The organism is Paenibacillus sp. Leaf72, from assembly GCF_001422685.1.
Taxonomy (GTDB): domain Bacteria; phylum Bacillota; class Bacilli; order Paenibacillales; family Paenibacillaceae; genus Pristimantibacillus.
The window spans coordinates 452,395-476,098 of sequence record NZ_LMLV01000030.1 but is presented as its reverse complement, the minus strand read 5'-3'; the positions used below and the strand labels follow the sequence as shown (position 1 = coordinate 476,098).

At 52.1% G+C, this 23,704-nt stretch carries 19 protein-coding genes; 5 read left to right on the top strand and 14 right to left on the bottom strand.

Going from position 1 to position 23,704, the window contains the following annotated elements; translation table 11 throughout:
* Nucleotides 1-9 precede the first annotated feature (9 nt).
* The 3 genes from ASF12_RS23335 to ASF12_RS23325 all read right to left on the bottom strand — a co-directional run bounded on the left by ASF12_RS23335 (nucleotide 10) and on the right by ASF12_RS23325 (nucleotide 4,636).
* The gene (locus ASF12_RS23335; protein ID WP_056040153.1) at nucleotides 10-273 is read right to left on the bottom strand and encodes an IreB family regulatory phosphoprotein; all 264 of its coding nucleotides are present in this window, start codon (nucleotides 271-273) and stop codon (nucleotides 10-12) included.
* Nucleotides 274-332: 59 nt separating this feature from the next.
* Nucleotides 333-2,966, bottom strand: a complete 2,634-nt coding sequence (alaS, locus tag ASF12_RS23330; protein ID WP_056040035.1) for an alanine--tRNA ligase — start codon at nucleotides 2,964-2,966, stop codon at nucleotides 333-335.
* Nucleotides 2,967-3,565: 599 nt separating this feature from the next.
* Nucleotides 3,566-4,636 carry an AI-2E family transporter gene (locus ASF12_RS23325; protein WP_056040033.1) on the bottom strand — a complete coding sequence of 357 codons (1,071 nt, stop codon included), beginning with the start codon at nucleotides 4,634-4,636 and terminating at the stop codon, nucleotides 3,566-3,568.
* 405 nt (nucleotides 4,637-5,041) lie between these two features.
* Between ASF12_RS23325 and ASF12_RS23320 the strand changes: the two genes are divergently transcribed.
* Complete coding sequence (locus tag ASF12_RS23320) at nucleotides 5,042-6,400, top strand: Nramp family divalent metal transporter (protein ID WP_056040031.1); 1,359 nt, start codon at nucleotides 5,042-5,044, stop codon at nucleotides 6,398-6,400.
* A gap of 27 nt (nucleotides 6,401-6,427) precedes the next feature.
* Here ASF12_RS23320 and ASF12_RS23315 read toward each other — a convergent pair whose 3' ends face one another.
* The 5 genes from ASF12_RS23315 to cymR form a co-directional block, all read right to left on the bottom strand.
* Nucleotides 6,428-6,943, bottom strand: a complete 516-nt coding sequence (locus tag ASF12_RS23315; RefSeq protein ID WP_056040030.1) for a HEAT repeat domain-containing protein — start codon at nucleotides 6,941-6,943, stop codon at nucleotides 6,428-6,430.
* Between the two features lie 97 nt (nucleotides 6,944-7,040).
* Nucleotides 7,041-7,238, bottom strand: a complete 198-nt coding sequence (locus ASF12_RS23310) for a hypothetical protein (protein WP_046234401.1) — start codon at nucleotides 7,236-7,238, stop codon at nucleotides 7,041-7,043.
* A 3-nt stretch (nucleotides 7,239-7,241) separates the two neighbouring features.
* Nucleotides 7,242-7,787 carry a PRC-barrel domain-containing protein gene (locus tag ASF12_RS23305; RefSeq protein WP_056040027.1) on the bottom strand — a complete coding sequence of 182 codons (546 nt, stop codon included), beginning with the start codon at nucleotides 7,785-7,787 and terminating at the stop codon, nucleotides 7,242-7,244.
* Between the two features lie 15 nt (nucleotides 7,788-7,802).
* Complete coding sequence (locus tag ASF12_RS23300; RefSeq protein ID WP_056040025.1) at nucleotides 7,803-8,948, bottom strand: cysteine desulfurase family protein; 1,146 nt, start codon at nucleotides 8,946-8,948, stop codon at nucleotides 7,803-7,805.
* Between the two features lie 21 nt (nucleotides 8,949-8,969).
* The gene (gene cymR / locus ASF12_RS23295) at nucleotides 8,970-9,389 is read right to left on the bottom strand and encodes a cysteine metabolism transcriptional regulator CymR (protein ID WP_056040023.1); all 420 of its coding nucleotides are present in this window, start codon (nucleotides 9,387-9,389) and stop codon (nucleotides 8,970-8,972) included.
* Between the two features lie 218 nt (nucleotides 9,390-9,607).
* Here cymR and mnmA point away from each other — a divergent pair, with 218 nt between their 5' ends.
* A complete protein-coding gene (gene mnmA / locus ASF12_RS23290) occupies nucleotides 9,608-10,744 on the top strand; it encodes a tRNA 2-thiouridine(34) synthase MnmA (protein ID WP_056040021.1) in 1,137 nt (378 codons plus the stop codon).
* 161 nt (nucleotides 10,745-10,905) lie between these two features.
* Here mnmA and ASF12_RS23285 read toward each other — a convergent pair whose 3' ends face one another.
* Nucleotides 10,906-12,300, bottom strand: coding sequence for a hemolysin family protein (locus ASF12_RS23285; protein ID WP_056040020.1), 1,395 nt, complete (start codon nucleotides 12,298-12,300; stop codon nucleotides 10,906-10,908).
* A 268-nt stretch (nucleotides 12,301-12,568) separates the two neighbouring features.
* Between ASF12_RS23285 and ASF12_RS23280 the strand changes: the two genes are divergently transcribed.
* Entirely contained in the window at nucleotides 12,569-13,171 is a 603-nt protein-coding gene (locus tag ASF12_RS23280) for a copper resistance CopC family protein (RefSeq protein ID WP_056040019.1), read from the top strand.
* Nucleotides 13,168-14,253, top strand: coding sequence for a copper resistance D family protein (locus ASF12_RS23275; RefSeq protein ID WP_056040017.1), 1,086 nt, complete (start codon nucleotides 13,168-13,170; stop codon nucleotides 14,251-14,253). Before ASF12_RS23280 ends, ASF12_RS23275 begins: the two co-directional genes overlap by 4 nt.
* 97 nt (nucleotides 14,254-14,350) lie before the next feature.
* On the opposite strand, the gene ASF12_RS23270 is transcribed toward ASF12_RS23275, so the two are convergent.
* From ASF12_RS23270 to ASF12_RS23250, 5 genes are all read right to left on the bottom strand, one after another.
* Nucleotides 14,351-15,256, bottom strand: a complete 906-nt coding sequence (locus ASF12_RS23270) for a fumarylacetoacetate hydrolase family protein (protein ID WP_056040015.1) — start codon at nucleotides 15,254-15,256, stop codon at nucleotides 14,351-14,353.
* A 153-nt stretch (nucleotides 15,257-15,409) separates the two neighbouring features.
* Nucleotides 15,410-16,729: a replication-associated recombination protein A gene (locus ASF12_RS23265; RefSeq protein WP_056040013.1), complete on the bottom strand. Its 1,320-nt coding sequence runs from the start codon at nucleotides 16,727-16,729 to the stop codon at nucleotides 15,410-15,412.
* A 157-nt stretch (nucleotides 16,730-16,886) separates the two neighbouring features.
* Nucleotides 16,887-17,228 carry a cupin domain-containing protein gene (locus ASF12_RS23260; protein WP_056040011.1) on the bottom strand — a complete coding sequence of 114 codons (342 nt, stop codon included), beginning with the start codon at nucleotides 17,226-17,228 and terminating at the stop codon, nucleotides 16,887-16,889.
* A gap of 638 nt (nucleotides 17,229-17,866) precedes the next feature.
* Nucleotides 17,867-20,458: a glycoside hydrolase family 95 protein gene (locus ASF12_RS23255; protein WP_081418977.1), complete on the bottom strand. Its 2,592-nt coding sequence runs from the start codon at nucleotides 20,456-20,458 to the stop codon at nucleotides 17,867-17,869.
* The gene (locus ASF12_RS23250) at nucleotides 20,439-21,527 is read right to left on the bottom strand and encodes a Gfo/Idh/MocA family protein (protein WP_056040009.1); all 1,089 of its coding nucleotides are present in this window, start codon (nucleotides 21,525-21,527) and stop codon (nucleotides 20,439-20,441) included. The genes ASF12_RS23255 and ASF12_RS23250 overlap by 20 nt, the downstream gene beginning before the upstream one ends.
* A 312-nt stretch (nucleotides 21,528-21,839) precedes the next feature.
* Here ASF12_RS23250 and ASF12_RS23245 point away from each other — a divergent pair, with 312 nt between their 5' ends.
* Nucleotides 21,840-23,522: a hypothetical protein gene (locus ASF12_RS23245; protein WP_056040006.1), complete on the top strand. Its 1,683-nt coding sequence runs from the start codon at nucleotides 21,840-21,842 to the stop codon at nucleotides 23,520-23,522.
* Nucleotides 23,523-23,704 lie beyond the last annotated feature (182 nt).

Here is a 23,704-nt window from a genome sequence, read left to right as displayed (position 1 = left end):
TCCTGACTATTATGTTTTCTTATTGTTCAAATAAAACCGGACAAGCTCTTCAATGAGTTCATCGCGTTCCTTCTTGCGAATCAGGCTCCTGGCGTTGTTGTGCCGCGGAATATACGCGGGATCACCGGAGAGCAAATAGCCTACAATCTGATTAATCGGATTGTACTCTTTCTCCAGAAGTGCCTCATGCACAGACAGCAAAATGTCCTGTGAGGAGGTTTCCAAACTTTCCGGCAACACATCAAACTTCATCGTTTTGTCCATGGAACTCATCGCCAGCACCTCGCTTTCCAACTACATTTCAATGAGATTACTATCGATACACATTCCTATCATATCACATTTGCTTGGGCGAGAACCAGTTCTTCCGCAAGTTTCAGTGCTTCTTCCAATTTGGAAGCGTCCTTGCCGCCAGCCTGCGCCATATCAGGACGGCCACCGCCGCTGCCGCCGCACACTGCTGCTGCTTCTTTAATAATTTTGCCAGCGTGAAGACCCTTCTTCACCAAATCAGCCGATACCGACGCTACGAGGCTGACTTTATCCTCTTGAACAGCGCCAAGAATAATGACGGCGGAAGGCAGCTTCAGCTTCAGCTCATCAGAAATGCCGCGCAGCGCGTCCATTGATGGCGCATTTACTTGAGCGCTAAGCACAGTAATTTCGCCAATCTGCTTCGCTTGCTGCTCCAGCGAGCCTGCTTCGATCCGGCTCAGCTTAGCTTGCAGCGATTCGTTCTCGCGGCCAAGCTCCTTCACCTGCGCATGCAGCGCTTCGATACGCTTAGGCACATCCCCATTGCTCGATTTCAGCAATGCTGCTGCTTGCCCCAGCAAATCAAGCTGGCTTTCCGTATAGCTGTAAGCGTGACGGCCTGTAACAGCTTCAATCCGGCGCACGCCGGAACCAATGCCGCTTTCGCTGATCAGCTTGAACACGCCGATTTGCGAAGTGCTGGCTACGTGACAGCCGCCGCAAAGCTCAAGGCTGTAGTCGCCGACTTGCACGACGCGGACGACATCGCCGTATTTTTCACCAAACAAGGCCATTGCGCCCATTTCCTTCGCTTCTGCAAGCGACTTGTTCGTAATGGTCACATCGGTGCTGTTCCAAATTTGTTCATTTACACGGCGCTCGATTTCAACAAGCTCCTCATCGGTAATGCTGCCAAAATGGGAGAAGTCAAAGCGCAGACGCTCCGCTTCCACAAGGGAACCCGCCTGGTTGACATGAGTGCCCAACACTTCCTTGAGCGCTTTATGCAGCAAATGGGTTGCCGTGTGGTTTTTAATGACGTCCTCACGAACCGCTTTCGCTACAGCCGCCTGCACTTTCTCGCCAGTCTTAACGGTTCCCGATACCACGAGCGCATGATGCACGCTTTGGCCATGCGGCGCTTTCGTCACGTCTTTCACTTGCAGCGAGAAGCTTTGGCCCGAAATAATGCCGCGGTCGCCAATTTGTCCGCCGCTCTCCGCATAGAACGGGGTACGGTCCAGCAGCACAAACACTTCGCTACCTTCGCCTGCGCTGTCAATCAGCGCGTCCTCTTGCACGATCGCCGTAATCGTCGATTCAATTACCAATTCATTATAGCCAACAAATTCGCTTTTAACCGTGAATTCGCCGAGTGCGCCGCCTTGAATCTTCATGCCGCCCGTGTCCTGGCGAGCTGCCCGCGCGCGTTCACGCTGCGCTTCCATAGCTGCGTCGAAGCCTGCACGGTCAACGGTCAAGCCATTTTCCGCTGCAAAATCCTCCGTCAGGTCAAACGGGAAGCCATACGTATCATACAGGCGGAATGCATCCTCGCCGCCGATTTCCTTGCCGCCTGCTGCGCGCGCCGTGTCGACAAGCGTCGTGAGCAATGCCAGACCGTCGGATAGCGTTTCGTGGAAACGTTCTTCCTCTGTACGAATAACCTTCTCAATAAATTCGCGTTTGGATACAACCTCGTCGTAGTACACGCCCATCACTTCCCCGACAGTAGCGGTCAGCTCATGCAGGAATGGACGGTCGATGCCGATCGTTTTTCCGTAACGAACCGCTCTGCGAAGCAAACGGCGAATAATATAGCCGCGTCCTTCATTAGAAGGCATAACGCCGTCGCCAACAGCGAAAGCAACCGTACGAATGTGGTCAGCGATTACTTTCAGCGCCACATCATGCTCATCGTTCACATGATATTTTACGCCAGCAAGCTCGCATGTACGCTCAATAATAGGCATGAACAGGTCGGTATCAAAGTTCGAATCGACATCCTGCAAAATCGAAGCGAAACGCTCCAGGCCCGCGCCTGTATCGATGTTTTTGTTTGGAAGCGGCGTATAGCTGCCATCCTTGTTATGGTTGAATTGCGAGAATACGAGGTTCCATACTTCCAGGAAACGCTCGTTTTCGCCGCCCGGCCAGCATTCTGGATCGTTCAAATCACCGTATTTGTCGCCGCGGTCATAGAAAATTTCCGTACATGGTCCGCATGGGCCTTCGCCGATATCCCAGAAGTTTTCATCCAGCTTGTAGATGCGCTCCTCTGGCAGGCCGATTTTTTTGTTCCAGAACGCGTATGCTTCCTCATCCTCTGGGTAAACCGTAACCGACAGGCGTTCTGGATCGAAGCCGATCCACTCCTTGCCCGTTAGAAACTCCCATGCCCACGTAATCGCTTCTTCCTTGAAATAATCGCCGATGGAGAAATTGCCGAGCATTTCAAAAAAAGTATGGTGGCGGCGCGTTTTGCCGACATTTTCAATATCGTTGGTACGAATGCATTTCTGCGAATTCGTAATCCGCGGGTTTTCCGGAATGACCCGTCCGTCAAAATAAGCTTTCAGCGGCGCCATGCCTGCGTTAATCCATAGCAGCGATGGATCGTTGTGCGGCACGAGCGATGCGCTCGGCTCGATCGTATGTCCTTTGCTTTCAAAAAAAGCGAGCCATTTTGCCCGAATTTCACTAGCCTTCATAGTTGATACGCCTCCAATAAGTTTCATTAATTTGCCCCTGCATTTTGCGGCCAAACCTGCTTTAAAACATCAAAAAGTCCCTGTCAGTTATGACAGGGACGAAAACTCGCGGTACCACCCTGGTTATCGCCGGCATAAGCCTTGCCCTATTTCTAGCGGCACAGCCTTGCAGCAGCAATCTCCTCGTATGGACGATAACGGGTCCTCCCGGTGAAGTTCATTCACACTCCGAAAGCAGCTTTCAGCCATCCTTCGCCATAAAAGCTCTTGCAGCCAACGCCGATTAACGGCGAAGAAGCTTCATCTCTGATTGGCGGTCTATAGCTTACTTCTTTTTCATCAACGATTTCCATTTAAAATATAAGAATTTATAAGTTTTGCACTTATACATAGGCTTATATTTCTCCGACAAAGCTCTTCGCTCGTCCCAGAAGGACGACGAAGTCATTTTTGCTTTAAATATAAGAATTTATAAGTTTCACTTTTATAAATGGGCTTATATTTCATCGCGAAACGGAAGCTCTGCCTCCAAAGGACGGCGAAAGCCGTTTACGCTTGAGTTGTACTAAAAATGAGTATATCGGCAGCAAGGCCTGCTGTCAAATAATCTTTCGCCGCACATAATAAGCAAACATATGCTGGACGATGACCTTAAGCGCTGCGAAAATCGGAACGGCGAGAATCATCCCCGCAACGCCCGCGACCTCTCCTCCGACCAGCAGGGCGAAAATAATCGCCAGCGGATGCATATGCAGCGTCCTCCCCACCACCTGTGGGGAAATGATATTGCCCTCTAAAATTTGGCACAGCGTATTGATTACGGCGACGAGAATCATCATTTTGACCGATATGGTCGAGGCCATCAGAATTGCCGGAATCGCCCCCAGAAACGGGCCCAAGTAGGGAATAATGTTCGTAATGGCGACAATGCCGGCAAGCAGCAGCGCATATTCCATTCCAATGATCGTGTAGCCGATATAGGCGAGCACGCCGACGATCAGGCAGACCAGAAACTGCCCGCGTATGTAGCTGCCGAGCGCCGAGTCGATATCCTTCATCAGCCGAACGGTGTTTTGGCGATGCGATTTGGGTACATATGTAATGATCGTCCGCTCAAACACCTCAAAATCCTTCAAAATGTAAAACGCCAGAAACGGCACAATAAAGGCAATAAACACCGTATTCAGCACCGACCCAATATTGTTGATAAAATGGATCAGCGTTTCCGACAGCTTCCGCTCCATATGGAGCAGCGACTGGTTCATGCCATCGCGCAGGCTGTCCGGCAAAAACGACGTATTGTTAATGTCGGTCACCAGATTTTGCGCCTTAATCGTCAGGTCCGGCACCCGCTCGTTGAGCTCCTGCACCTGCATCGCAAGCATTGGAATGACATTGACAAGCAAGACGGTCAGCGCTGTGAAAAATACCGTATAGATGAGCAGCACCGCCATCGTTCGCGGAACTTTACGTTCATGCAGCATCGTCACTACCGGGTTCAGCACGTATGAAATAATCATGGCAACGATAAATGGCGCAAGTATCGCCTTGAGGAAAAAATAAATATTCATAAACATCGGCTTGACCAATATGAGCAAATACAGCGCCAGCAAGCCTAGAATTACATAGACCAACCACACAAACAGACGGCTTTTTGTGAACCGTTCCACTTTCCCTCACCCCCGCTCGCTTACCAAGGTGAAACGGCTGTCGCCGTCCTTTGACGGCGGCTGCGCGTTTCAGTCCGAGAAATATAAGTCCATTTATAAGTGTGAAGCTTATAAATTCTTATATTTCAAAAAAGGCCCCTAGGCCAATCTGCTACAGTATATGTACAAGCGGGGAAAATCATCCATGGTCATTGTAGAATCTCACTTGGAAGCGGGGAGCAAGCTAAATAGAGGTCGTTTTTTCATCATACAAAATTTTCTTATCATTGACATATTGGGCTTTGAGCAGGGACAGGCCTGAGCACTTTTCCATTGACAAAAATGTTTCCCAGGCGCAATATTGTTTCATATCACAAACAAATGAGACAGCTCCAACATCTGAGTGTTAACGAAAGAAGGGTTTTTATGAGCACACAGTCCGATCAACTGGATAAAAAGTCTGGCTGGCTCCGCGCGAGTGGAAGTGTCAGCCTTGAAGAAGTGAATTCCTCTATTCATATACCGAAAAATGCAAGCGACTTTCGCAAATTTCTCGCCTTCGCTGGCCCCGGCATGCTGGTCGCCGTCGGATATATTGACCCCGGCAACTGGGCAACGTCCATTGCGGGCGGCGCACGGTTCGGCTATACGCTGCTTGCCGTTATTCTTATCGCTAATTTAATTGCGATTTTGCTGCAAAACCTGTCGGCAAGGCTCGGCATCGTGACCGGCCGCGATCTTGCCCAAGCGACCCGCGACTCCGTCGGCATCAAGGGCGCTGTCATCCTATGGCTGCTCGCCGAGCTTGCCATTATCGCGACCGATCTGGCCGAGGTTATCGGCTCCGCCATCGCGCTGAATTTGCTCTTCGGCCTGCCCTTAATCGGCGGCATTCTCATTACGACGCTAGATGTTTTTTTGCTGCTGCTCTTGCAGAAGAAAGGCTTCAGGCTTATTGAATCGCTCATCATTGTACTGATGGCTACGATATTCGGGGTATTTGTGTTCGAGGTCATTATTTCGCGGCCGGATATATCAGCGGTGCTTTCCGGGTATGTACCTAAGTTTGAAATCGTGAGCAGCCCAGCTATGCTTTTCGTATCCCTTGGCATCCTTGGCGCAACGGTTATGCCGCATAATCTGTATTTGCATTCCTCCATCATTCAGACGAGAAAATATGAACGGACGGAAACGGGGCGCCGGGAGGCGATTAAATATTCCCAATGGGATTCCGGCGTTTCGCTTACGATTGCTTTTCTGATTAATTCCAGCATTTTGATTTTAGGGGCCGCAGCCTTTTATGGAACTGGCCTCAATGTAACAGAAATCGAAGGCGCCTATCAGCTGCTTAGCCCAACGCTTGGCGTCAGCATTGCCAGCACCTTATTTGCCGTTGCCTTGCTCGCTTCAGGCCAAAGCTCAACGATTACGGGAACTTTAACGGGGCAAATCGTGATGGAGGGTTTTATTAAATTTACGATCCCCTCTTGGCTGCGCCGTATTGTGACACGTTTGCTAGCTGTCATTCCAGCCCTCATCGTCACTTGGCTGTTCGGCACGCGCGGAACGGGAGAGCTGCTGCTGTGGAGCCAGGTCGTTCTCAGCTTGCAGCTTCCCTTCGCCATTATTCCGCTCGTGCTGTTCACAAGCAGCCGCACCAAAATGGGCGTGTTCGCCAACAAGCCTTGGGTCAAAGTGCTGGCCTGGCTATGCGTCGGCGTTATTACAGCGCTAAACCTGTTCCTTGTGCTTTATTTATTCGCCACTGGGCATGAGCTAGGGTAATAAGCGGCTCAACCCAGCGGCCTTCCTTTATTCTGGCTCCACGCGATTAGCCGATATCCAGTCTAGTGCTTCCTTTGCTGCGGAAGCCTCTACCGGGGTATCCGGCTTTTTTTGTGCTTGCTCCAGTCTTTCAAGAACAGAGTCATCCACTAAAGCCGGACTAATAATCGACAACGCCCATGCTGCCCAGAAGCTCGGCTTCTCTTGATTTTGCTTATCTGTCCAGATCTGCTGGAGCGGTTTAACGCTTTCGCTCCCTATTCGAACCAAGGTCAATGCGGCGGCCATACGCAGCTTCTCATTGTCTTCATCAAGCAGCGCCGCAACCTGTTCAGCCGCAGCTCCAGACAGCGGGCCCAGCTCGCCGAGCACAATAACCAGCATCGTGCGCACAGGATCTTTTGCAGCCCGCAGCTGCACAAGCAGCTCGGGCACGATTTTTCCGCCTTCGTTTTTCAGCGCCTGAATCGCTGCAAGCGCATCTAGCGGATTTTCGCTTGCGAGCTTCGCTATTTGTGCCTGCACCTCATTTATTTCGGCCACTTTAACACCTCCTCGCCCTTCCAATTTCATTAAAAAAGAGAACAGTCAAATGACTGTTCCCTTCTAATTGTATGTCAGTATGCAACCATGCATAACACTAGGTTGCATGGATTTGTGGCATTTCATCTTCAAAAAACAGATCATCAAGTGAACTAAGCGTCCCGTCTTCCTCCACTTGGTACACGGACATCTTCTCTCCGTTGACGGTCAGTTCAATGAAGCAGCCCCAGCAATAAAATTGATGGGAACCTATTTTTCCTATATCTTTCGAATTGCAGTTGGGACATCTCATCATCTTTCATTTCTCCCTATTCTCCGAATTGGAAGCTGCGACAGGCTCCAATTCTGCTTCACTGACAGCAGGAACGATAATCGCGTCTTCCCCGAGCAGCACGGCATCTGAATCCTCGGGAGCTCTGAGCCACTTGCGCCCTTCCATCAGATCCGATATAAAACCGTCCGTAAGCTCAAAGCCTACTATTGGTGTACCCATAAATGGATGAAAATAAACGTCCGATACTTGTCCAAGCATCACGCCGTGTATGGTCACCATAGGCATACCCTTGAGCTGTACTTTACTGGTGCAAAACGTTCTGCCCAGCTGCTCAAGCTTTGTTTTCTGCACAGCTGCTTCGTCGGAAATAATAATCGCGTCTACGCCGCATGTCAGCACCGCATTCCAGCTCACCGTCTTGACGACATTAGCGAACCAGCCGCTGCTTTCGAGCACGAGACCTGTAACGTTCCAGTGGGAGTCAAAAATCGCATCCTTGATCGTACCTTCGCGCTTGCCGGAATGAATGACCAGCACGGGCAGACCGATCAATTGCTGTAGTTTAATCACGGCCGGGGAAGCCTCCTAGGCGTTATTACGGATGCGCTGCACAATCGTTGCAACTTTTTGCGCTGCGGCACCCAGTTCCTCCTTAGTATTCCCCAATCCGAAGCTGAATCTTACGGCGGAAGCCAGCCTTTCCTCCGGCAGCTTCATCGCCCGCAAAACGTGGGAACGCTCCAGCGCCCCTGATGTGCAGGCCGATCCGCTTGCCGCTGCAATGCCTGCCATATCGAGATTCATCAGCATCGTCTCGGTATCGACACCGATAAAGCTGATGTTGACGATATGCGGAAGCATCTGCTCCGCCGCGCCATTGATGACGATATTTATATCCACATTTTTCCTAAGCAGCTCTACCCATTCCATACGAAGCTCGTTTAGAAAATGTTGCTTGTTTTGCGCTTCGTTCACACAAATTTCAACAGCTTTAGCGAAACCGGCAATGCCGGCGACATTTTCAGTACCCGCACGGCGCTTGCGCTCTTGTGATCCGCCCTGCGAGGTCGCCTCAAATGGGGTGCCGGCAGCGATATATAACGCGCCAACCCCTTGCGGGCCATTGATTTTGTGGGCGGAAAAGCTCATCAAATCGACCGGCAGCTCATTCAGCTCATAATGGGAAGTCCCCAAAGCTTGCACAGCATCGACATGAAAAATAACGCCTCGCTCATGTGCCAGGCGCCCGATGTCTTCAATCGGCTGCAAACTTCCTACCTCATTATTGCCGTGCATAATGCTAATAAGCGCCGTATTTGGCTTTATAGCCGCAGCCACATCAGCAAGCGATACTTGTCCATGCTCGTCAACGGGCAGCAGCGTCAGCTCGAAGCCTTCGCGCTCAAGCGCTTCGCAGGGATGCAGCACCGCATGATGCTCAGCTTCTGATGTAATGATGTGGTTTTTGCCTTGCAGCGCCAGCGCGCGGACAACACCTTTAATCGCCATATTGTTGCTCTCCGTGCCGCCGGACGTAAATACTAGCTCAGCAGGCTTGCAGCAGATAGCGGCAGCGATCTGGTCGCGAGAGCGGTTAATATGCTGCCGCGCCGCGCGTCCGAAGGCATGCATGCTCGATGCATTGCCTCCCGGACCCTGCATCACTTCCAGCATCGCGCGCGCGACATCTGGATGCATTGGCGTCGTTGCGGCATGATCGAAATAGTGCATAGCTTGTCTAGCTCCTTCTATTTAAATGTAGAACATGTAGCTGTCTGCTTTGCCTGGATCCTGGAAGCTGACCATGTCCTTAAGCGTAGTCGAGTCTAGTACGGAGGCGATGCTGTCGCGAATACGCAGCCACAGATCACGCTTCGCCGGGTCATCCTCTTCGGTGAAATCGACTGGGGAAATCGGGCCTTCCAGTACGCGAATGACATCTCCAGCTGTAATATGCTCAGGCTCCTTGGACAAAATGTAGCCGCCATAGGCGCCGCGAATGCTTTTCACAAGTCCGGCGTTGCGAAGCGGGGCAACGAGCTGCTCCAAATAATGCTCGGACAAGCTATTGCGTTCCGCTATGCTTTTCAAAGAGATCGGTCCTTCGCCAAATTTTCCTGCAAGCTCCATCATTATCGTGAGGCCGTAACGGCCTTTGGTTGATATTTTCATAAAAGGGCACCTCGTTTTCATTAGTTGTGTTGCCTTAAGCAGCCATGACCGAGTTTAAATCATGGTATTCCCATATAGCTTATATGTTAGCATATAGTACAAGGAACATGCGAGAAAAGCTTGTCATTCTTCGTAAAAAAGTTTTTTGTGCAGCGATAAATGTATGCTACAATGAGAGATACTCGTTTTAGAGTTTGAATACAAGGCGGTGTAAGCAAATGGCAAAATCCAAACAAGAAACTAGAGTCGTTGTCGGCATGTCCGGTGGCGTAGACTCTTCTGTAACCGCACTGCTGCTGAAGCAGGAAGGTTATGATGTTGTCGGCATTTTCATGAAAAACTGGGATGATACCGATGAATTTGGTCACTGCACAGCAGAGGAAGACGCGGAAGACGTTCGCCGCGTATGCGACCAGATCGGCATTCCGTATTATACGGTTAATTTTGAGAAGCAATATTTCGATAAAGTATTCACTTATTTTCTCGATGAATACAAGCGCGGCCGTACGCCGAATCCCGACGTCATGTGCAACCGGGAAATCAAGTTCGGCGATTTTCTCAAAAAAGCAAATGAGCTGGGCGCCGACTACTTGGCGACAGGCCATTACGCGCGCGTAGAACGTACGCCGGATGGCGAGACGAAGCTGCTGCGCGGCGTGGACAGCAACAAGGACCAAACTTATTTCCTCAGCGCGCTGAACCAGAAGCAGCTCGCGAAGGCAATGTTCCCGATTGGGCATCTCCCGAAGCCAGAGGTAAGACGGCTTGCTGAAGAGGCAGGCTTGTACACCGCGAAGAAAAAAGACAGCACGGGCGTCTGCTTCATCGGCGAGCGCAACTTCAAAGAATTTCTGAGCGGCTATTTGCCAGCGCAGAAAGGCGACATGGTCGACATTCGCAGCGGTGAAGTCAAAGGCAAGCATGACGGCCTGATGTATTATACGCTTGGACAGCGCCAAGGCCTTGGCATTGGCGGCTCCGGCAATGGCGAGCCATGGTTTGTAGCGGACAAAGATCTTGAGCGCAACATTTTGTATGTGGTGCAAGGGGAGAAGCATCCGAGCATGTATTCGACTGGGCTAATTGCCAGCGGCATGAACTGGATTGCGCCAGAGCAGCCGGAAGGTCCTTTTCGCTGCACAGCCAAGTTCCGCTATCGCCAAGCAGACCAAGGCGTTACCGTGACACCTGGCGCTGACGGAACGGCACATATTGCGTTTGACCAGCCGCAAAAGGCAATTACGCCTGGCCAAGCCGTCGTACTCTATGATGGCGATGTTTGCCTAGCAGGCGGAACCATCGATATCGTAGAGAAGATTGAAGTCGACGAAGCGGCATTCCTCGCCGCTCGTTAAGTATTTCCAGCTTGCATGGCTAGATGCTAGGTGCATATGACATAACAACATTAGCACGACGCAATAAACTCAGATTAAGACAATAAGCTACGGCAAGGAACCTTTCCACCGATGGGCATCGCCCGGAGGAGGAGGTTCCTTTTTTTATACGTGCAGCGCCCTTAGGTTCCAGTTCCTGTCCCCTTTCCTTTGCCATCAACGTTTCCATTGCCACCCTTTACCCCCTCATTTTCCTTGTCTGAAGGGGAAGCAGCGAGCCGGCTCACGCGAATACGGGAAATGCGGTAATGATCCGTCTCCTCGATGACGAGCTCGAAATGGTCGGCTACTTTTACACGGTTGCCTTTGCGGGGCAGGTTTTCCAACTGGGAATACATCCAGCCGCCAATCGTATCAAAGTTGTCAAAGCTAATATTCGTCCCGAGGCAGCTGTTTACCTCCTCAATTTGCATCATTCCGCTAATCGAGTGGCTCCCTTCGCCAAGCGGCTCAATCATCGCCCGCTCCTCGTCAAACTCATCCTGAATTTCACCGACGATTTCCTCCATAATGTCTTCCAGCGTCACGATGCCTGAAGTCCCGCCATATTCATCTATTAAAATCGCAATTTGCGATTTGCTCTCCTGCATTTGGCCCAGCAGCTCCCGAATGAATATCGACTCCGGCACCGTCATAATCGGGCGTAAAATCTGACGGATGTCGGTCAGCGTATGCTGCGCATCCTTCCATAAATCTTTAATATGGACAAAGCCGATAATATCGTCCTTGTCGCTTTCACAGACGGGATACCGCGTATGCATTTCGGCAAGCGCCATCTGTTTATTTTCTTCAAGCGATAGCTGGGCATACAAGCAGATGACCTCCCGGCGGGGAATCATAATTTCTCTCGCATGCGTTTCTGTAAATTTGAAAATATTATCAACAAGCAGCAGCTCCGTATGATGAATGAGTCCGCAACGCTTGCTTTCCTTGAGCAGCAGCCGAATGTCCTGACTGGAGTACGCATGGACGGAGCCGACTCCCATCCGGACATCGCCATCCTTAACTAGCCAACTGGACAATACGTCCAGCAGCCGCGCCATCGGATACACCATTTTATGAAAATAAAATAAAGGTGCGGCTGCAGCCGCAACGACCTGCTCTGCGCGAAGTCCTGCCAGCGCCTTCGGAACGAGTCCGCCGCAGACGCTGTGCAGCACAGCAGCCAGCAGCAAAGCGGCTGCTACAGCGCCCGCTTCCACTACGGCTGGAGCGATTGGGACTCGCCCATTCACTCCAGCAAGCCATGAACCAAAGAGCAGGCGGAATGCAGGAATACCCAGCCAGCCCATTCCAAGCGATGCGACGGTTAGGCCAAGCTGGCAGGCATTTAAATAAATACGAGGCTCGCGCAGCATGGCGGCAGAAACAGCAGCTCTTCTTGATAAACGGCGCCCGGCATGCAGCTTGTGCAGCTGATCGGAACGTAAACGCAGCATAGCTGCCTCCGCCGCGGCGAAAAAACCGTTAGCCAGCAATAACCCTGCAAACAGCACAACCTGAATCGTTTCACCCAATGCGGCTTCGCCTGCCCTGCCCCAGAAAATACTCCGGTGACGGTAGGCGCACCCCCTCGTCCATCTCTCGCCGTTTTCAGTGACGGTAATTATGTGTATTCGTCGTAGTCCGTACATTATTCAGCATAGACCTAGCGTTTTTTTGCAAAAGTTCATAAAGTCGCCTATAATTTGCGGCAAGGTAGGCCGTATGTCACCCCCCTATATCTGATATAATGCTAACAGCTTGCTACAACATATTAAGCTTTGGCTTACAAGGAGGAACAACATGAAACGAATCATTCTAATTATGCTGGCTGTTATTTGGCTAATTCCGGGTGCAGCTTTCGCCCATTCCAAAATCGAGCAATCTACACCTGCCGTAGACGAAACGGTAACCGCGTCACCTGCTCAAATTTCCCTCTCGTTTAATACCGACATTGAGAAGCTGAGCACATTCAAGCTTTTGAACGCGGCTGGCGAGCAAATCGTCACCGATGAAGTCGTTGTAGATGGAAAAACGATGAGCGGTGCCGTTCCAACGGCGCTGGAGAACGGGATATACACGGTAAAATGGGCGATTATTGGCGCTGACAGCCATGCGATTGAGGGCGACTACAGCTTTACTGTCAATGCGCCGGAAGCTGTTTCAAGCGAGCAGCCTGCATCGGCATCCCCTTCACCTGAAAGCTCGTCAACGCCTGATGCAGCGGCAACTGAGTCACCTGCCCTTGAAACGGCAAGTCCTGCGGCAAGCGCTGTGCCAGCAACAGACGCCGCCACCCAAACGGAGGGAAAAGCTAGCAGCTCCACAACGAGCGTTATCATCATTGTCGTCGTCATTCTTCTCATTGCCGTGATCGCTGCCGCTGCGAGAAGACGTAAAAAATGATTTATTTGAGCGAGACGCTTCTATATGTATGCTTTGCGTTGTTAATGGGCGCATTTACTTTGCGTCTCGTGCCGGAGGGCAAGCGTCCGCAGGTTATTGTCCCTGATCGCTTGCTGCTTGCCTGCGCGCTCGCTATTCCTGTGCTTTCGTTTGTCCCGCTTGATCAAACGGCACGCACTTTCGCAGCAGATTTTGAACTCAGCTATGGGCAAATGATGAAAAGCCTGCTGCTTGATGCCGTAGCGGGCAAAGCCTTAATCTGGACGCTGCTTAGCTCCCTCGGCCTATCGGTCCTGCTCGGAATGAAGTCCTTCCGGCAGGACCGCCATATGCCGAAGGTTGGGCTGTTCATAACGTTGCTGCTTGCCGTATGGCTCGGTTATGCCAGCCACGCCTCATCGCTGTATGGGCTGAAAGGGATCGTCATTCACAGCGCCCATTTTATAGCCGTCACGATTTGGCTCGGCATTGTCATTACGATAAGCTTGTTTTCGAAAGATGAAAGCCATTGGGAGCCGTTTTTATCCTGGTTCTCAACGCTCGCCTTCGGCTGTTTTTTCGTAGCCATTTCAGCGGGCATTGCATTAATGACCTTTACGACGCCCGAATACGTAAACGCCTGGATGCTGCCGTATGGGCAGATGTTGTTAATCAAGCACCTATTGCTGCTGCCGCTGCTGCTGCTCGCGTATTCGAACGGCTTTGGCTACAAAAACAAGCTTAAGCATAACGCCGCTTTCCGCCCGCTCCCTTGGATTAAGGCAGAAAGCATCGTCGCATTGCTGATTTTTATCGCCACAAGCGTGCTAGGCCAACAGGCTCCGCCGCATGAGGTGAAGGAAACGCTGCAAACAACAGCACCTTCTTCTCTGTTCACAACGATTTATAAAGGCAGCTTTAGCCCTGATATTACGCTTCATTTTTCACTTGGGCTAGATAGCTGGCTGCTGCTTGCATCAGCTGTTGTGATGATTGTCGGTTTTTTCCGGATGTACCGCAGCGAACAGCTGATGCCTGCTTTTGCGATGGGGCTGCTGGCTGCTGCCTTTGGCTACGGCGCACTCATGTTTGCCATTGCCTGAAGCAATGGATTGGAGAAGCACTTATCATTTTTATAGCAAAAAAAGCAAGGACGCTGGCGGCATTAGCCTAGGCTTCCTTGCTTTTTTATTGCATTCATTATTGTTCCCGAATCATAAGATTCGTCAAGCTGCCGAGCTTTTCAATTTCGATTGTAACGCGGTCCCCTGCCTTGAGGAAGCTTTGCTTGTCCTCCGGATAACCGAGCATGACGCCTTCAGGCGTACCCGTCAAGATGACATCGCCCGGCAACAGCGTCATATGGCGCGAAACATAGCTGACGATTTCCTTGCAGCTGAAAATCATATCGCTCGTGTTCGAATGCTGGCGCACCTCGCCGTTTACGATACATTTCATGTCCAGCTCATTTGGATTTCCGACCTCGTCCGCTGTTACGAGATAAGGGCCGAGCGGCGCAAATTTGTCGCACGTTTTGCCCAGCAGCCACTGGCCTGTCCGCATTTGCAAATCGCGAGCCGACAAATCATTGGCAGCGCAGTAGCCGAATACGTAGCTGAGCGCTTCCTCCTCCGTCACATGCTTCGCTTCTTTGCCAATGACAATCGCTAGCTCCGCCTCATAATCCACCTTCTCGGAGGCAATAGGAAGCGGCACTGCTTCTCCATGGGCAGCGAGCGTATTGTTGAATTTGCTGAACAAAATCGGCACCTCGGGAATGGCCGCATTGGACTCCTCCGCATGCTTGCGGTAATTGAGGCCGATGCAAAGGATTTTGCCAGGGCTTGTCACAGCAGGGGCAAACGTCAGCTCCGCTTCATCGAGAAATACCGGGCCAAGCTCCGCTGCGCGGCTTATCGCTTCGCCTTCCAGACGGTAAAGGGCTTCAACGGCCTCCGCCCCGCCTTCAATGACCTGATGAATATTTTGAGGTACGGATGCACTGCCTTTACAAGCTACGCTGGCTGCCGCCACATCGAGAATGCCTTGCTCCGTCTTTACTCCCAAACGCTCTGCACCTTGCTCCGAAAATGTTAACAGCTTCATAGGTTTTTACAACTCCTTAGTTTGGTGTTATTTTGCGATATCCGGATCGGCGGCCCAGAAAAAGGTATTCGCCGTTTCGTCTTGGTCGCACCCGCGTAAAGTGTAGACCTCATTGGCTGGCATTAGAAGGTTGCCATTCTGTCCCTCAAGCGGCTATTTCTTCCCCTTCGGACGTTTCCGCAGCTCTTGGTTTTGCCGGATTTTATCCTCCATGCCCTGCTCGGTTGCCTGATAAAAGCTCATTTCCCGCAGCTTGTCCGGCAAATATTGCTGCTGCACATAATGCCCCGGATAATCATGCGGGTACTTGTAGCCTTCGTGGCCAAGCTGCGCCGAGCCTTTATAATGGGTATCGCGCAAATGCAGCGGCACCTCGGCTGCGCCAAGCCCCTCCATCATCGTCATCGCCTTGCCGATGGCCAGCGCCGTCGCATTTGATTTTGGGCTTTCTACCGCGAACAAAATCGCTTGCGACACATTGTATTTCGCCTCCGGCCAGCCGATTTTGTGATAGGCGTCCATCGCCGTTACCGCCTGCACCATCGCTTGCGGATTCGCAAGTCCAATGTCTTCGCTGCAGGCGACGATCAGCCGGCGGATAAACGTCATCGGGTCCATGCCAAGCTTCTCCACCGCGTACAAAAACCAGAACAGCGCCGCATCGCTGGAGCCGCGAACGCTTTTATGAAACGCAGACAGCACATCGTATTGCGTCGATTGATCGGCTTTGACCGCGCGATTGCGAATCGATTCCTGCGCAACCTCCAGCGTAATATGTACCGAGCCATCCGGCTCAGAAGGCGTCGTCACCGCGGCCAGCTCCAGCGCGTTCAAGGCGCGGCGAATGTCGCCGCCTGCCATATTCGCAATATGCGCCAGCGCCTCCTCGTCGCAGTGCAGCTCCATGAAGCCCAGCCCGCGTCCCTTATCGGCCAGCGCCCGCTTCATCGATTCCAGCGCATGCTGCGGGCCGAGCGGCTCCAATTGAAACAGCGTCGAGCGCGACAGAAGCGCCCCATTTACATGATGGAACGGATTTTCCGTCGTCGCGCCAATAAAAATAATGATCCCCTGCTCAACCGCTGGCAGCAGCGCATCTTGTCTTGCCGTGTTGAAGCGATGCACCTCATCGAGGAACAAAATGGTTTTTTTTCCATACATCGTCTTGCTTAAACGGGCTTGCTCAATAACTTCACGTACATCCTTCACCGAAGCGTCAACGGCGTTCAGCTTGACGAACTCGCCCGCTGTCCGCTTGGAAATAATGTTGGCCAGCGTCGTCTTGCCGCAGCCCGGCGGGCCATACAGCAAAATGGACGATACCTGATCCCCTTCAATCGCCCGGCGCAGCAGCTTGTCCTCTCCAATGATATGCTCTTGCCCAATATATTCATCCAGCGTCTGCGGCCGCATCCGGTCGGCTAGCAGCCTCGCCCGCGGCGTCTCCGCTTCCTGATAAGAAAATAAATCCATATGCTCACAACCTTCTTCCCTATTCCTATCGATCATAGCATATTCGCTTTTTATTGCGCCAGTTGGTTCCTTTAATGAGAGTATGGCCCCTTGCATATGCAAGCTTCAATTATAGCCAGTCGCGGACAACCCGAACAAGCTGGGGTTTCACATTGGATTAATCGGCTATAATCTTATCGCCTTTGCTATTCGGCTGAGAAATGACGAGAAATTCAATTTCAGCATTGCTCTGATTGGACATTCGATGCGGAATATGAGGGGAAACCTCCATTCCCTCTTGCCCATTTATAATGACAACTTTATCGCCTATTTCCATAGTAGCTGTACCTGATAAAACGAAGAAAAATTGCCGAGCAGTTTGATGATAATGCTTTACTTCCGAAGTATTTGCCGGCATTCGTTCATGAATAATGCTTAAATCTTGGTTTTTAACTAAATGCCAGCCATCACAACGGTCTCCCCAACTATAATGCTCAGCTGTATTTTTGCTTACTTTCATTGTATATCTCCTGTCATAAAATGCTTTTGATCTTTGCCGCTCGAAAAAAGCTGGCTTCTCTGAATATATGAATTATAATACGAATTAAAGAATAAAAATTCAATTTTATGTATGAATATATTCTGTCCCTGCACAGCTACTGGAAAATAGATAGGATTGGTTGTTCCTATAGCTTATATCTTGTTTTTCTATAAAAAAAGACGCACACAGCGGTCCGCTGCGTACGTCTTTGCTAGTGCATTTGTGCTAGTGCATGTGTGCTAGTGCATGTATGCAAACGTAAGCGCGCCAGCTTTAAAAAAGCCAGTGCCAACAGATTCCCGCTACTTCCGAACATTTCACTCTGCCACCTCTCTTGAATATGGGCCTACGTACCGAAAAGCAGCTTCAATCGCTTCGTTTCAGGGGTTTGATCCCTGCACAATGATAGACTTGGTGGACACAGCAGCCGCTATTTCAACCGGATCACGGGTTTCGGCATAGTCTGCGGACCCAGGAGCCGCTAATGTAGTGCCAATAGTCATTTGGACGGGATAATGAGGGCAATAGCGGCTTTCCTGTCCGCGTACGGTCTGAAATCGGAGCAAAAGCCAGATTAGCGGAATCTGTGTCCTTCAAAAAAAGGAAGGAGTATCCATTTATTTTAGATGAATATGATACACATTCCCCTGCTCAGCCTGAAAATAATAATGCAGTGGCGTTTTCTCCTCCACCACCAGCGCCATTTCTTTCCCGTGCGGCTCTATCCGCAGCGCTGTACCTGCATACAGCACACATGGGCCGCTGCGGTGGGCAAGCAGCTCTGCCGCTTGCAGCTTGCCATCACGCCAGGCGATGGCGACCTCGAAGCCGCCGCGGGCGCGGAGGCCGCTGACGCTGCCAGTTGGCCAAGCGTCCGGCAGTGCTGGCAGCAACTGCAGCCTGCCCGCATGCGACTGCACGAGCAGTTCGGCCATTCCAGCTGTTACGCCAAAGTTGCCGTCAATCTGAAAGGGCGGATGCGCATCGAACAAATTCGCATACACGCCGCCCCGCTCAAAATCCATCACCCCATCATCCGGGATAAGCGTAAGCATCCGCTTAATTAACGCATACGCCCGATTGCCATCTCCGAACCTTGCCCATAGATTGACCTTCCAGCCGAGGCTCCAGCCTGTTCCCCCGTCGCCCCGCCGATCCAAGGCGATGCGGGCGGCTTCATAAAGCTTCGGCGTATTTTCCGCTGACCAGCCATCACCCGGATAGACCGCATATAGATGCGATACGTGACGATGGAAACGATCCTCGTCCTCGTAGTCTTGGGACCACTCTTGCAGTTGGCCATGCTTGCCAATGCCTGCCGGCAGCAGCTTAGGCAGAGCAGCTTCCAATTGCTGCAAAAAGAGCCGTTCCTCTTCGGATTGAAATTCCGAGTCCAGATCCGGTTCCCATTCCCGTTTCCGTTCCTGTTCCTGTTCCTGCTCCTGCTCCTGCTCCTGCTCCAGTCCCTGCTTCGATTCAAAGCAGCTTGCCCTTTCGACTGCCGCAGAAGCACAAATTTGCTCATGGGCCGCCAAACAATGCTCAAACAGCTCGCGAATGAGGCTCATATCCATCGTTGAAGCAACACTCAGCGCTGGCGTTCGTCCGTCCTCCAGCCGGAAGCGGTGCTCAGGCGAGGTGGAGGGGGAAGTGACGAGCATGCCCTGCTCGTTTTCGACCAGCCAATCCAAATAAAACTGGGCCGCGCCTTTCATAACCGGATAAGCTCGCTGCGCTAAGTAGTCAATATCCCCGCCAAAGCGATAATGCTCCCATAAATGCTGGCACAGCCAAGCGGCACTCATCGGCCAATTGGCCCATAACGGATTGCCATGCCCGTAATCGCCTGGAGGCGCGGATTGCCGCCAAATATCCGAATTATGATGGGCGGTCCAGCCCCGGGAGCCATAATTAACCGCTGCAGTTGCCTGCCCCGTTACGGACAAATCGGCAATAAAGGCAAGCAGCGGCTCATGGCATTCGGCCAAATGGCACAGCTCCGCAGGCCAATAATTCATTTGCGTATTAATATTGAGCGTATAATTGCTGCTCCAGATCGGCCGGGCATCCTGATTCCATATGCCTTGCAAATTCGTCGGCTGCGTGCCTGATCTGGAGCTCGCGATCATTAAATAACGTCCGTAATGAAACAGCAGCTCTACGAGATGGGGGTCAGTTGCGCTATATGCGGCGATTCTTTGATCCGTCGGAAAGTGTTCGGGCAAGCTGGAGCCTTCTAGCTGAAAAGCAACTCTGCCAAATAACGCTCGGTGATCGTCACCATGCGCACGAAGCAGCGTTTCGAATGGCTTCTCCACAGCCGCTGTCAAATAGGTGCCCGCCGTCAGCTCAGCATCTTTGCCCTCTGTCCCTGGGCAGCGGTCATAGCCATTAAAGCTCGTTGCGGCTGAGACATACAGCGTCGCCGTTGTCGCCCCTTCCACATGAAGCCCATCCGCATCCGCCGACCACGAGCCCCCAGCGGCTCTAATGCCTAGGAGCGCCGCAAAACGCATAGCCTTCGTCGTATCCGGCTGCCCGTATCTAATCGGCTCATCCGTCTCATAATAATTCGGATAAACCTGCTCCGGACAATAACCGGTAAGCAGCAAACCGTCACGTACAGGAGCGGTGCGGCTGCGCAGCGGACTGCTGAGACTTGCCTTGAAGCTCAGCTTCCCGGGCTCGCTTGCGGTCAGGTGGATGACGATTACCTGATCGGGATGCGAAGCGAATACTTCCCGTGTATAAACAACCTTGCCAATTCGATATATCGTTCTCGCGATGCCGTTTGCCATATCCAGCTCGCGCCTATATTCTTCCGTCAATTGCCCGTGATAAAAGCGGAGCTGAACATCGCCTAGCGGCATATAGCTTTGCGTATAAGGCCCCATCGTCGAAGCTTTGCTTATTCGCTCAGCCTCCTCGTAATCGCCCTCTTTAATGCAGCGGCGCATGTCCGCCCAAGCCCCCAACGCTAACGGATTATTCCAATCCTGCGGACTTCCCGACCAAAGCGTATCCTCATTCAGCTGAATGCGCTCCGCATCAACGCCGCCAAAAACCATCCCGCCAAGCCGCCCGTTTCCGACGGGAAGCGCCTCCGTCCAAATGCTTGCCGGCTTGTCATACGTCAGCTTCATGCTGCTCCCCTCCCCATCCGGCCCCAATATGAAGCCTGAAAGCTTGCTAAACAATACCGAATTCATCCTTTATATCCTGAATGCGTACAAGCTGGCCGCCGCCGCTTGCGCTGCGTTCCATTGCTGCCATCAGGGCAAGCGTGTGTATCGCCTCTGAAGCGTCTGGAAGCGGAAGCTCGCCGCTGTCTAAACAATCCGCAAAATATTCAATATAGTTTTGGTACTCGCCTGCATGATGGCTTTTGCCTTCAAAGCGGAAGTAGTAGTCATGCTTGTCTTCAAACGAATAAGAGGCTGTGCCTTGCTCAGAAAAATGCGTATGGTAGCTTAAGTTCGGATATTCCGCACGCGAAATGCCATTCGTGCCGCGCAGCACGCAGCTTATAGATGGCTCGACCGCCTGCCCTAGAGTCGGCATTGTATAATTGCCGGAAATTTGCGCCATTCGTCCCTGCCCATCCCGCAGCAGAAAACGCATCGAGTCCCAAGTATCGACGGTGCCGTTGCCGCTTTCGCCGCTAGCATCTATGCTGCGGCCGAAGCCCACAACCTCCGTTACGCCGGGCAAATACCAGCGAACGAGGTCAACAGCGTGGATCATAAAACCGTACATCCAGCTAAAGCCTTTTTGACGGCTCCAATCTTTTTCAAGAAACCAGCGTCCGTCGGTTATATATTGCGCCTCCACCATTTGGAGTGCGCCATGCCGCTCCTGCTCGTAATCGCTGCGCTGATGAAGCATCGGCTCGAAAAATCGCGAGCTTTGCCCTACAAATAAACGCTTGTCTGTCCCTTTCATGATGGCCAGCAGCTCCTGCGCGCCCTCCAAGGAAGGCAGCAGCGGCTTCGTGCAGATGACATGCTTGCCCGCCTCCAGTGCTTGGCCGATATGCGTCAAATGCAGCTGGTCTGGCGTATATATCGCAATGACGTCAATTAAGGGGTTTTCCAATAAATCGCTATATTTGGTTGTCCAGCCATGAAAGCCGAATTCCTCCGCCCGCTGCTGGCAAAGCTCCTCATTTAAATCACATACCGCCACCAGCTCATACCGCTCGCTCGCCAGCGCCGCCGACATAATGCTGCGTCCTTCCCCAAGCCCAATTACACCTAACCGATAACGCTGTTTAGTCATCTCATTCACGCATCCTTTGCTTTTTGTAAAATGGTAAAAGGCTGCTGATGGCGTGTACGCTGCAGCTCCCGCTTCTTCTCAAGTATAGCGAAGCGCCTTGCAGCTTACTTGTCTGGACAAGGACGTTTATTTGCGATTTTGTTCAAAAATCGGCCTGCCGCCTCCCTTTAGCCTGAGCCAACCCTTCTGCCCCACGCTTTATGAACAAGATTGCAAACCAGCCTGCCTTTTTAGCAAAGAAAGCGTTTCCTCCGCCATGTTAAAATGGAGCCAGCAAAAAATCCGACATCCAAGTAAAGGAGAATTGGGCTCATGAAATTCGGCATGCAAGGAACGGTCATCGGCTGGCAGGACCCTTGGGCGCAGACGGCTTCAGAGCTTTATATGCGCACGGGAACAGGACAAATCTATCCTTCACAGGACCCTCCACCAGGAAGGCAGGCTTTTATGGAGCAGCTTAAGCAGCTGCAGGCCGATTTTTACGTGCATCATGTGTTTCCCGGCCTTGAGGGCCAGCAGGAGCTGCTCGCTGACATGCTTGCCTATGGAATGGAGCTTTGCCTCGGCAATGAATATGGCAACATTAACGGCCCGTGGGAAGAGGGAACGAACCGCTACGACATTCCAGACGACCAAATCCGGCTGGCAGCGGCAAGCGGACTGCTCATTGGGCTGCTCTACGATGAGCCTGAGCATTTGCAGATCAATGCGGCGCAGTATCGCAAGGATGGCTGGTTTCCGCATTGGAGCAGCCCAGCAGGGGAGCAGGAAAAAGTCGCTGCTTTGCGGGAAGCCTTGACCGCTGCGGTTGCGAAGCGCGATGCCCATGTCCGCTCTATTGTGAGCAAGGTACAAGTGCCAAGCCCCTCACCTGGCACTTCTAATGTGCCGCTCATTTCCGAGCAGGTATTTCCCGTGCTGTTCCACGCCCAGGCGCGGGGAGGGATGGCCCTTTGCCCCAAAATAATGAAGGAGTCGTTCCAATCGCTCCAACTCGCCACGGCGCTAGGTGCAGCCAAACAATACCATCGCCCGTTGTGGCTGTGCGCCGATTTATGGGGACCAGATGCCGGCGAATGGCCGATCCGCACGCCGGGCTTTCCTGGCCATTCGCCGGAGGAGTTTGCTTCCGCTCTCCAAATGGGCTATTTAATGAGTCCTACCCATTTATTTGTTGAAAATGTTGATGCGCTGATGCGATTCGACGGACACAGCTTTCAGCAAACTGCGTTTGGAGACGTCTGGCAGCAGTTCAGGCAGGAATTTGTCCCTGCCCACCCGCTGTCCTACAGCCACATGGATGCCAGTGCCGACATTGCCTTCATTCACTCCGACGACAGCAACTATGGCCAAAATGAGCGACCCTTCGGCAGCTTGGCTGCTGCCATGCCGCAGGAAAGCCAGAGCATTTTTCACGTATGGCATTTGCTCAGCCACCGCACCATTCCGGCACATGGCAGCTGTATGCACATTCCCAGCTATACATTCCCGCGCCATCGCTTGAAGGCTGCTATCGCTGAAGAACAATTCCCGCTATGGGAGGGAGCGCAGCTTCCACCAGCCGCAACCGCAACCGCTGCAAACAGGGATGGAACCGCTGCGGTTCATCCATTATTTTTCCCGCTGAACAATGTGCTCGTTTACGATGAATTCGCGGCCGAGCCGCAGCTTGCCGGCGCCAAGCTCATTATTGCGGCCGGAAGCTCGCTGTCATCCGGCACGCTTCGCGCCATGAGGCGGCGCGCCGAGCTCGCAGGCGCGGTCGTCCTTGTCGCGTTGTGGCTGCTGCCCGAAGCGTGGAAGCAGCGCTGCACCTTCCCCGGCGGCGGCGCTTGGCTGCCGACGGCTGACTTTCTCAGCGACGAAACGGCGGAGCTCGCCCGCCCGTTTCTCGGACGGCCCGATTGCTGGGTTCAGCGCTTCGGGAATAAGGAGGTTCATTTTCACAAAGGGGATCACGGCGGATTTACACTGGATTTCGAGCTTAATGGGTAGCGCAAAGAAGCTTGAAAGCATGCTGTGAATGGGATTTGCTATTGAGAAGCGGGGCTGTTTTGACTATAATAAACGGTAATTCAATGAAAAGGAGGTCGGTATGGATGGCAATTAGAGATTGCCGGATTGGCACAGCCCACTGCAGAGCTGGTTTTGGAAGCGATACTTTGCATGGGCGCACT

What these genes read in the sequence shown, in the direction of transcription:
- ASF12_RS23300 (WP_056040025.1), bottom strand. Translation starts at nt 8,948, where the DNA reads ATGCACTATTTCGATCATGCCGCAACGACGCCAATGCATCCAGATGTC.
- ASF12_RS23265 (WP_056040013.1), bottom strand. Translation starts at nt 16,729, where the DNA reads ATGGATTTATTTTCTTATCAGGAAGCGGAGACGCCGCGGGCGAGGCTG.
- ASF12_RS23260 (WP_056040011.1), bottom strand. Translation starts at nt 17,228, where the DNA reads ATGAAAGTAAGCAAAAATACAGCTGAGCATTATAGTTGGGGAGACCGT.
- ASF12_RS23250 (WP_056040009.1), bottom strand. Translation starts at nt 21,527, where the DNA reads ATGACTAAACAGCGTTATCGGTTAGGTGTAATTGGGCTTGGGGAAGGA.
- ASF12_RS23320 (WP_056040031.1), top strand. Translation starts at nt 5,042, where the DNA reads ATGAGCACACAGTCCGATCAACTGGATAAAAAGTCTGGCTGGCTCCGC.
- ASF12_RS23255 (WP_081418977.1), bottom strand. Translation starts at nt 20,458, where the DNA reads ATGAATTCGGTATTGTTTAGCAAGCTTTCAGGCTTCATATTGGGGCCG.
- ASF12_RS23270 (WP_056040015.1), bottom strand. Translation starts at nt 15,256, where the DNA reads ATGAAGCTGTTAACATTTTCGGAGCAAGGTGCAGAGCGTTTGGGAGTA.
- mnmA (WP_056040021.1), top strand. Translation starts at nt 9,608, where the DNA reads ATGGCAAAATCCAAACAAGAAACTAGAGTCGTTGTCGGCATGTCCGGT.
- ASF12_RS23310 (WP_046234401.1), bottom strand. Translation starts at nt 7,238, where the DNA reads ATGATGAGATGTCCCAACTGCAATTCGAAAGATATAGGAAAAATAGGT.
- alaS (WP_056040035.1), bottom strand. Translation starts at nt 2,966, where the DNA reads ATGAAGGCTAGTGAAATTCGGGCAAAATGGCTCGCTTTTTTTGAAAGC.
- ASF12_RS23245 (WP_056040006.1), top strand. Translation starts at nt 21,840, where the DNA reads ATGAAATTCGGCATGCAAGGAACGGTCATCGGCTGGCAGGACCCTTGG.
- cymR (WP_056040023.1), bottom strand. Translation starts at nt 9,389, where the DNA reads ATGAAAATATCAACCAAAGGCCGTTACGGCCTCACGATAATGATGGAG.
- ASF12_RS23280 (WP_056040019.1), top strand. Translation starts at nt 12,569, where the DNA reads ATGAAACGAATCATTCTAATTATGCTGGCTGTTATTTGGCTAATTCCG.
- ASF12_RS23335 (WP_056040153.1), bottom strand. Translation starts at nt 273, where the DNA reads ATGAGTTCCATGGACAAAACGATGAAGTTTGATGTGTTGCCGGAAAGT.
- ASF12_RS23275 (WP_056040017.1), top strand. Translation starts at nt 13,168, where the DNA reads ATGATTTATTTGAGCGAGACGCTTCTATATGTATGCTTTGCGTTGTTA.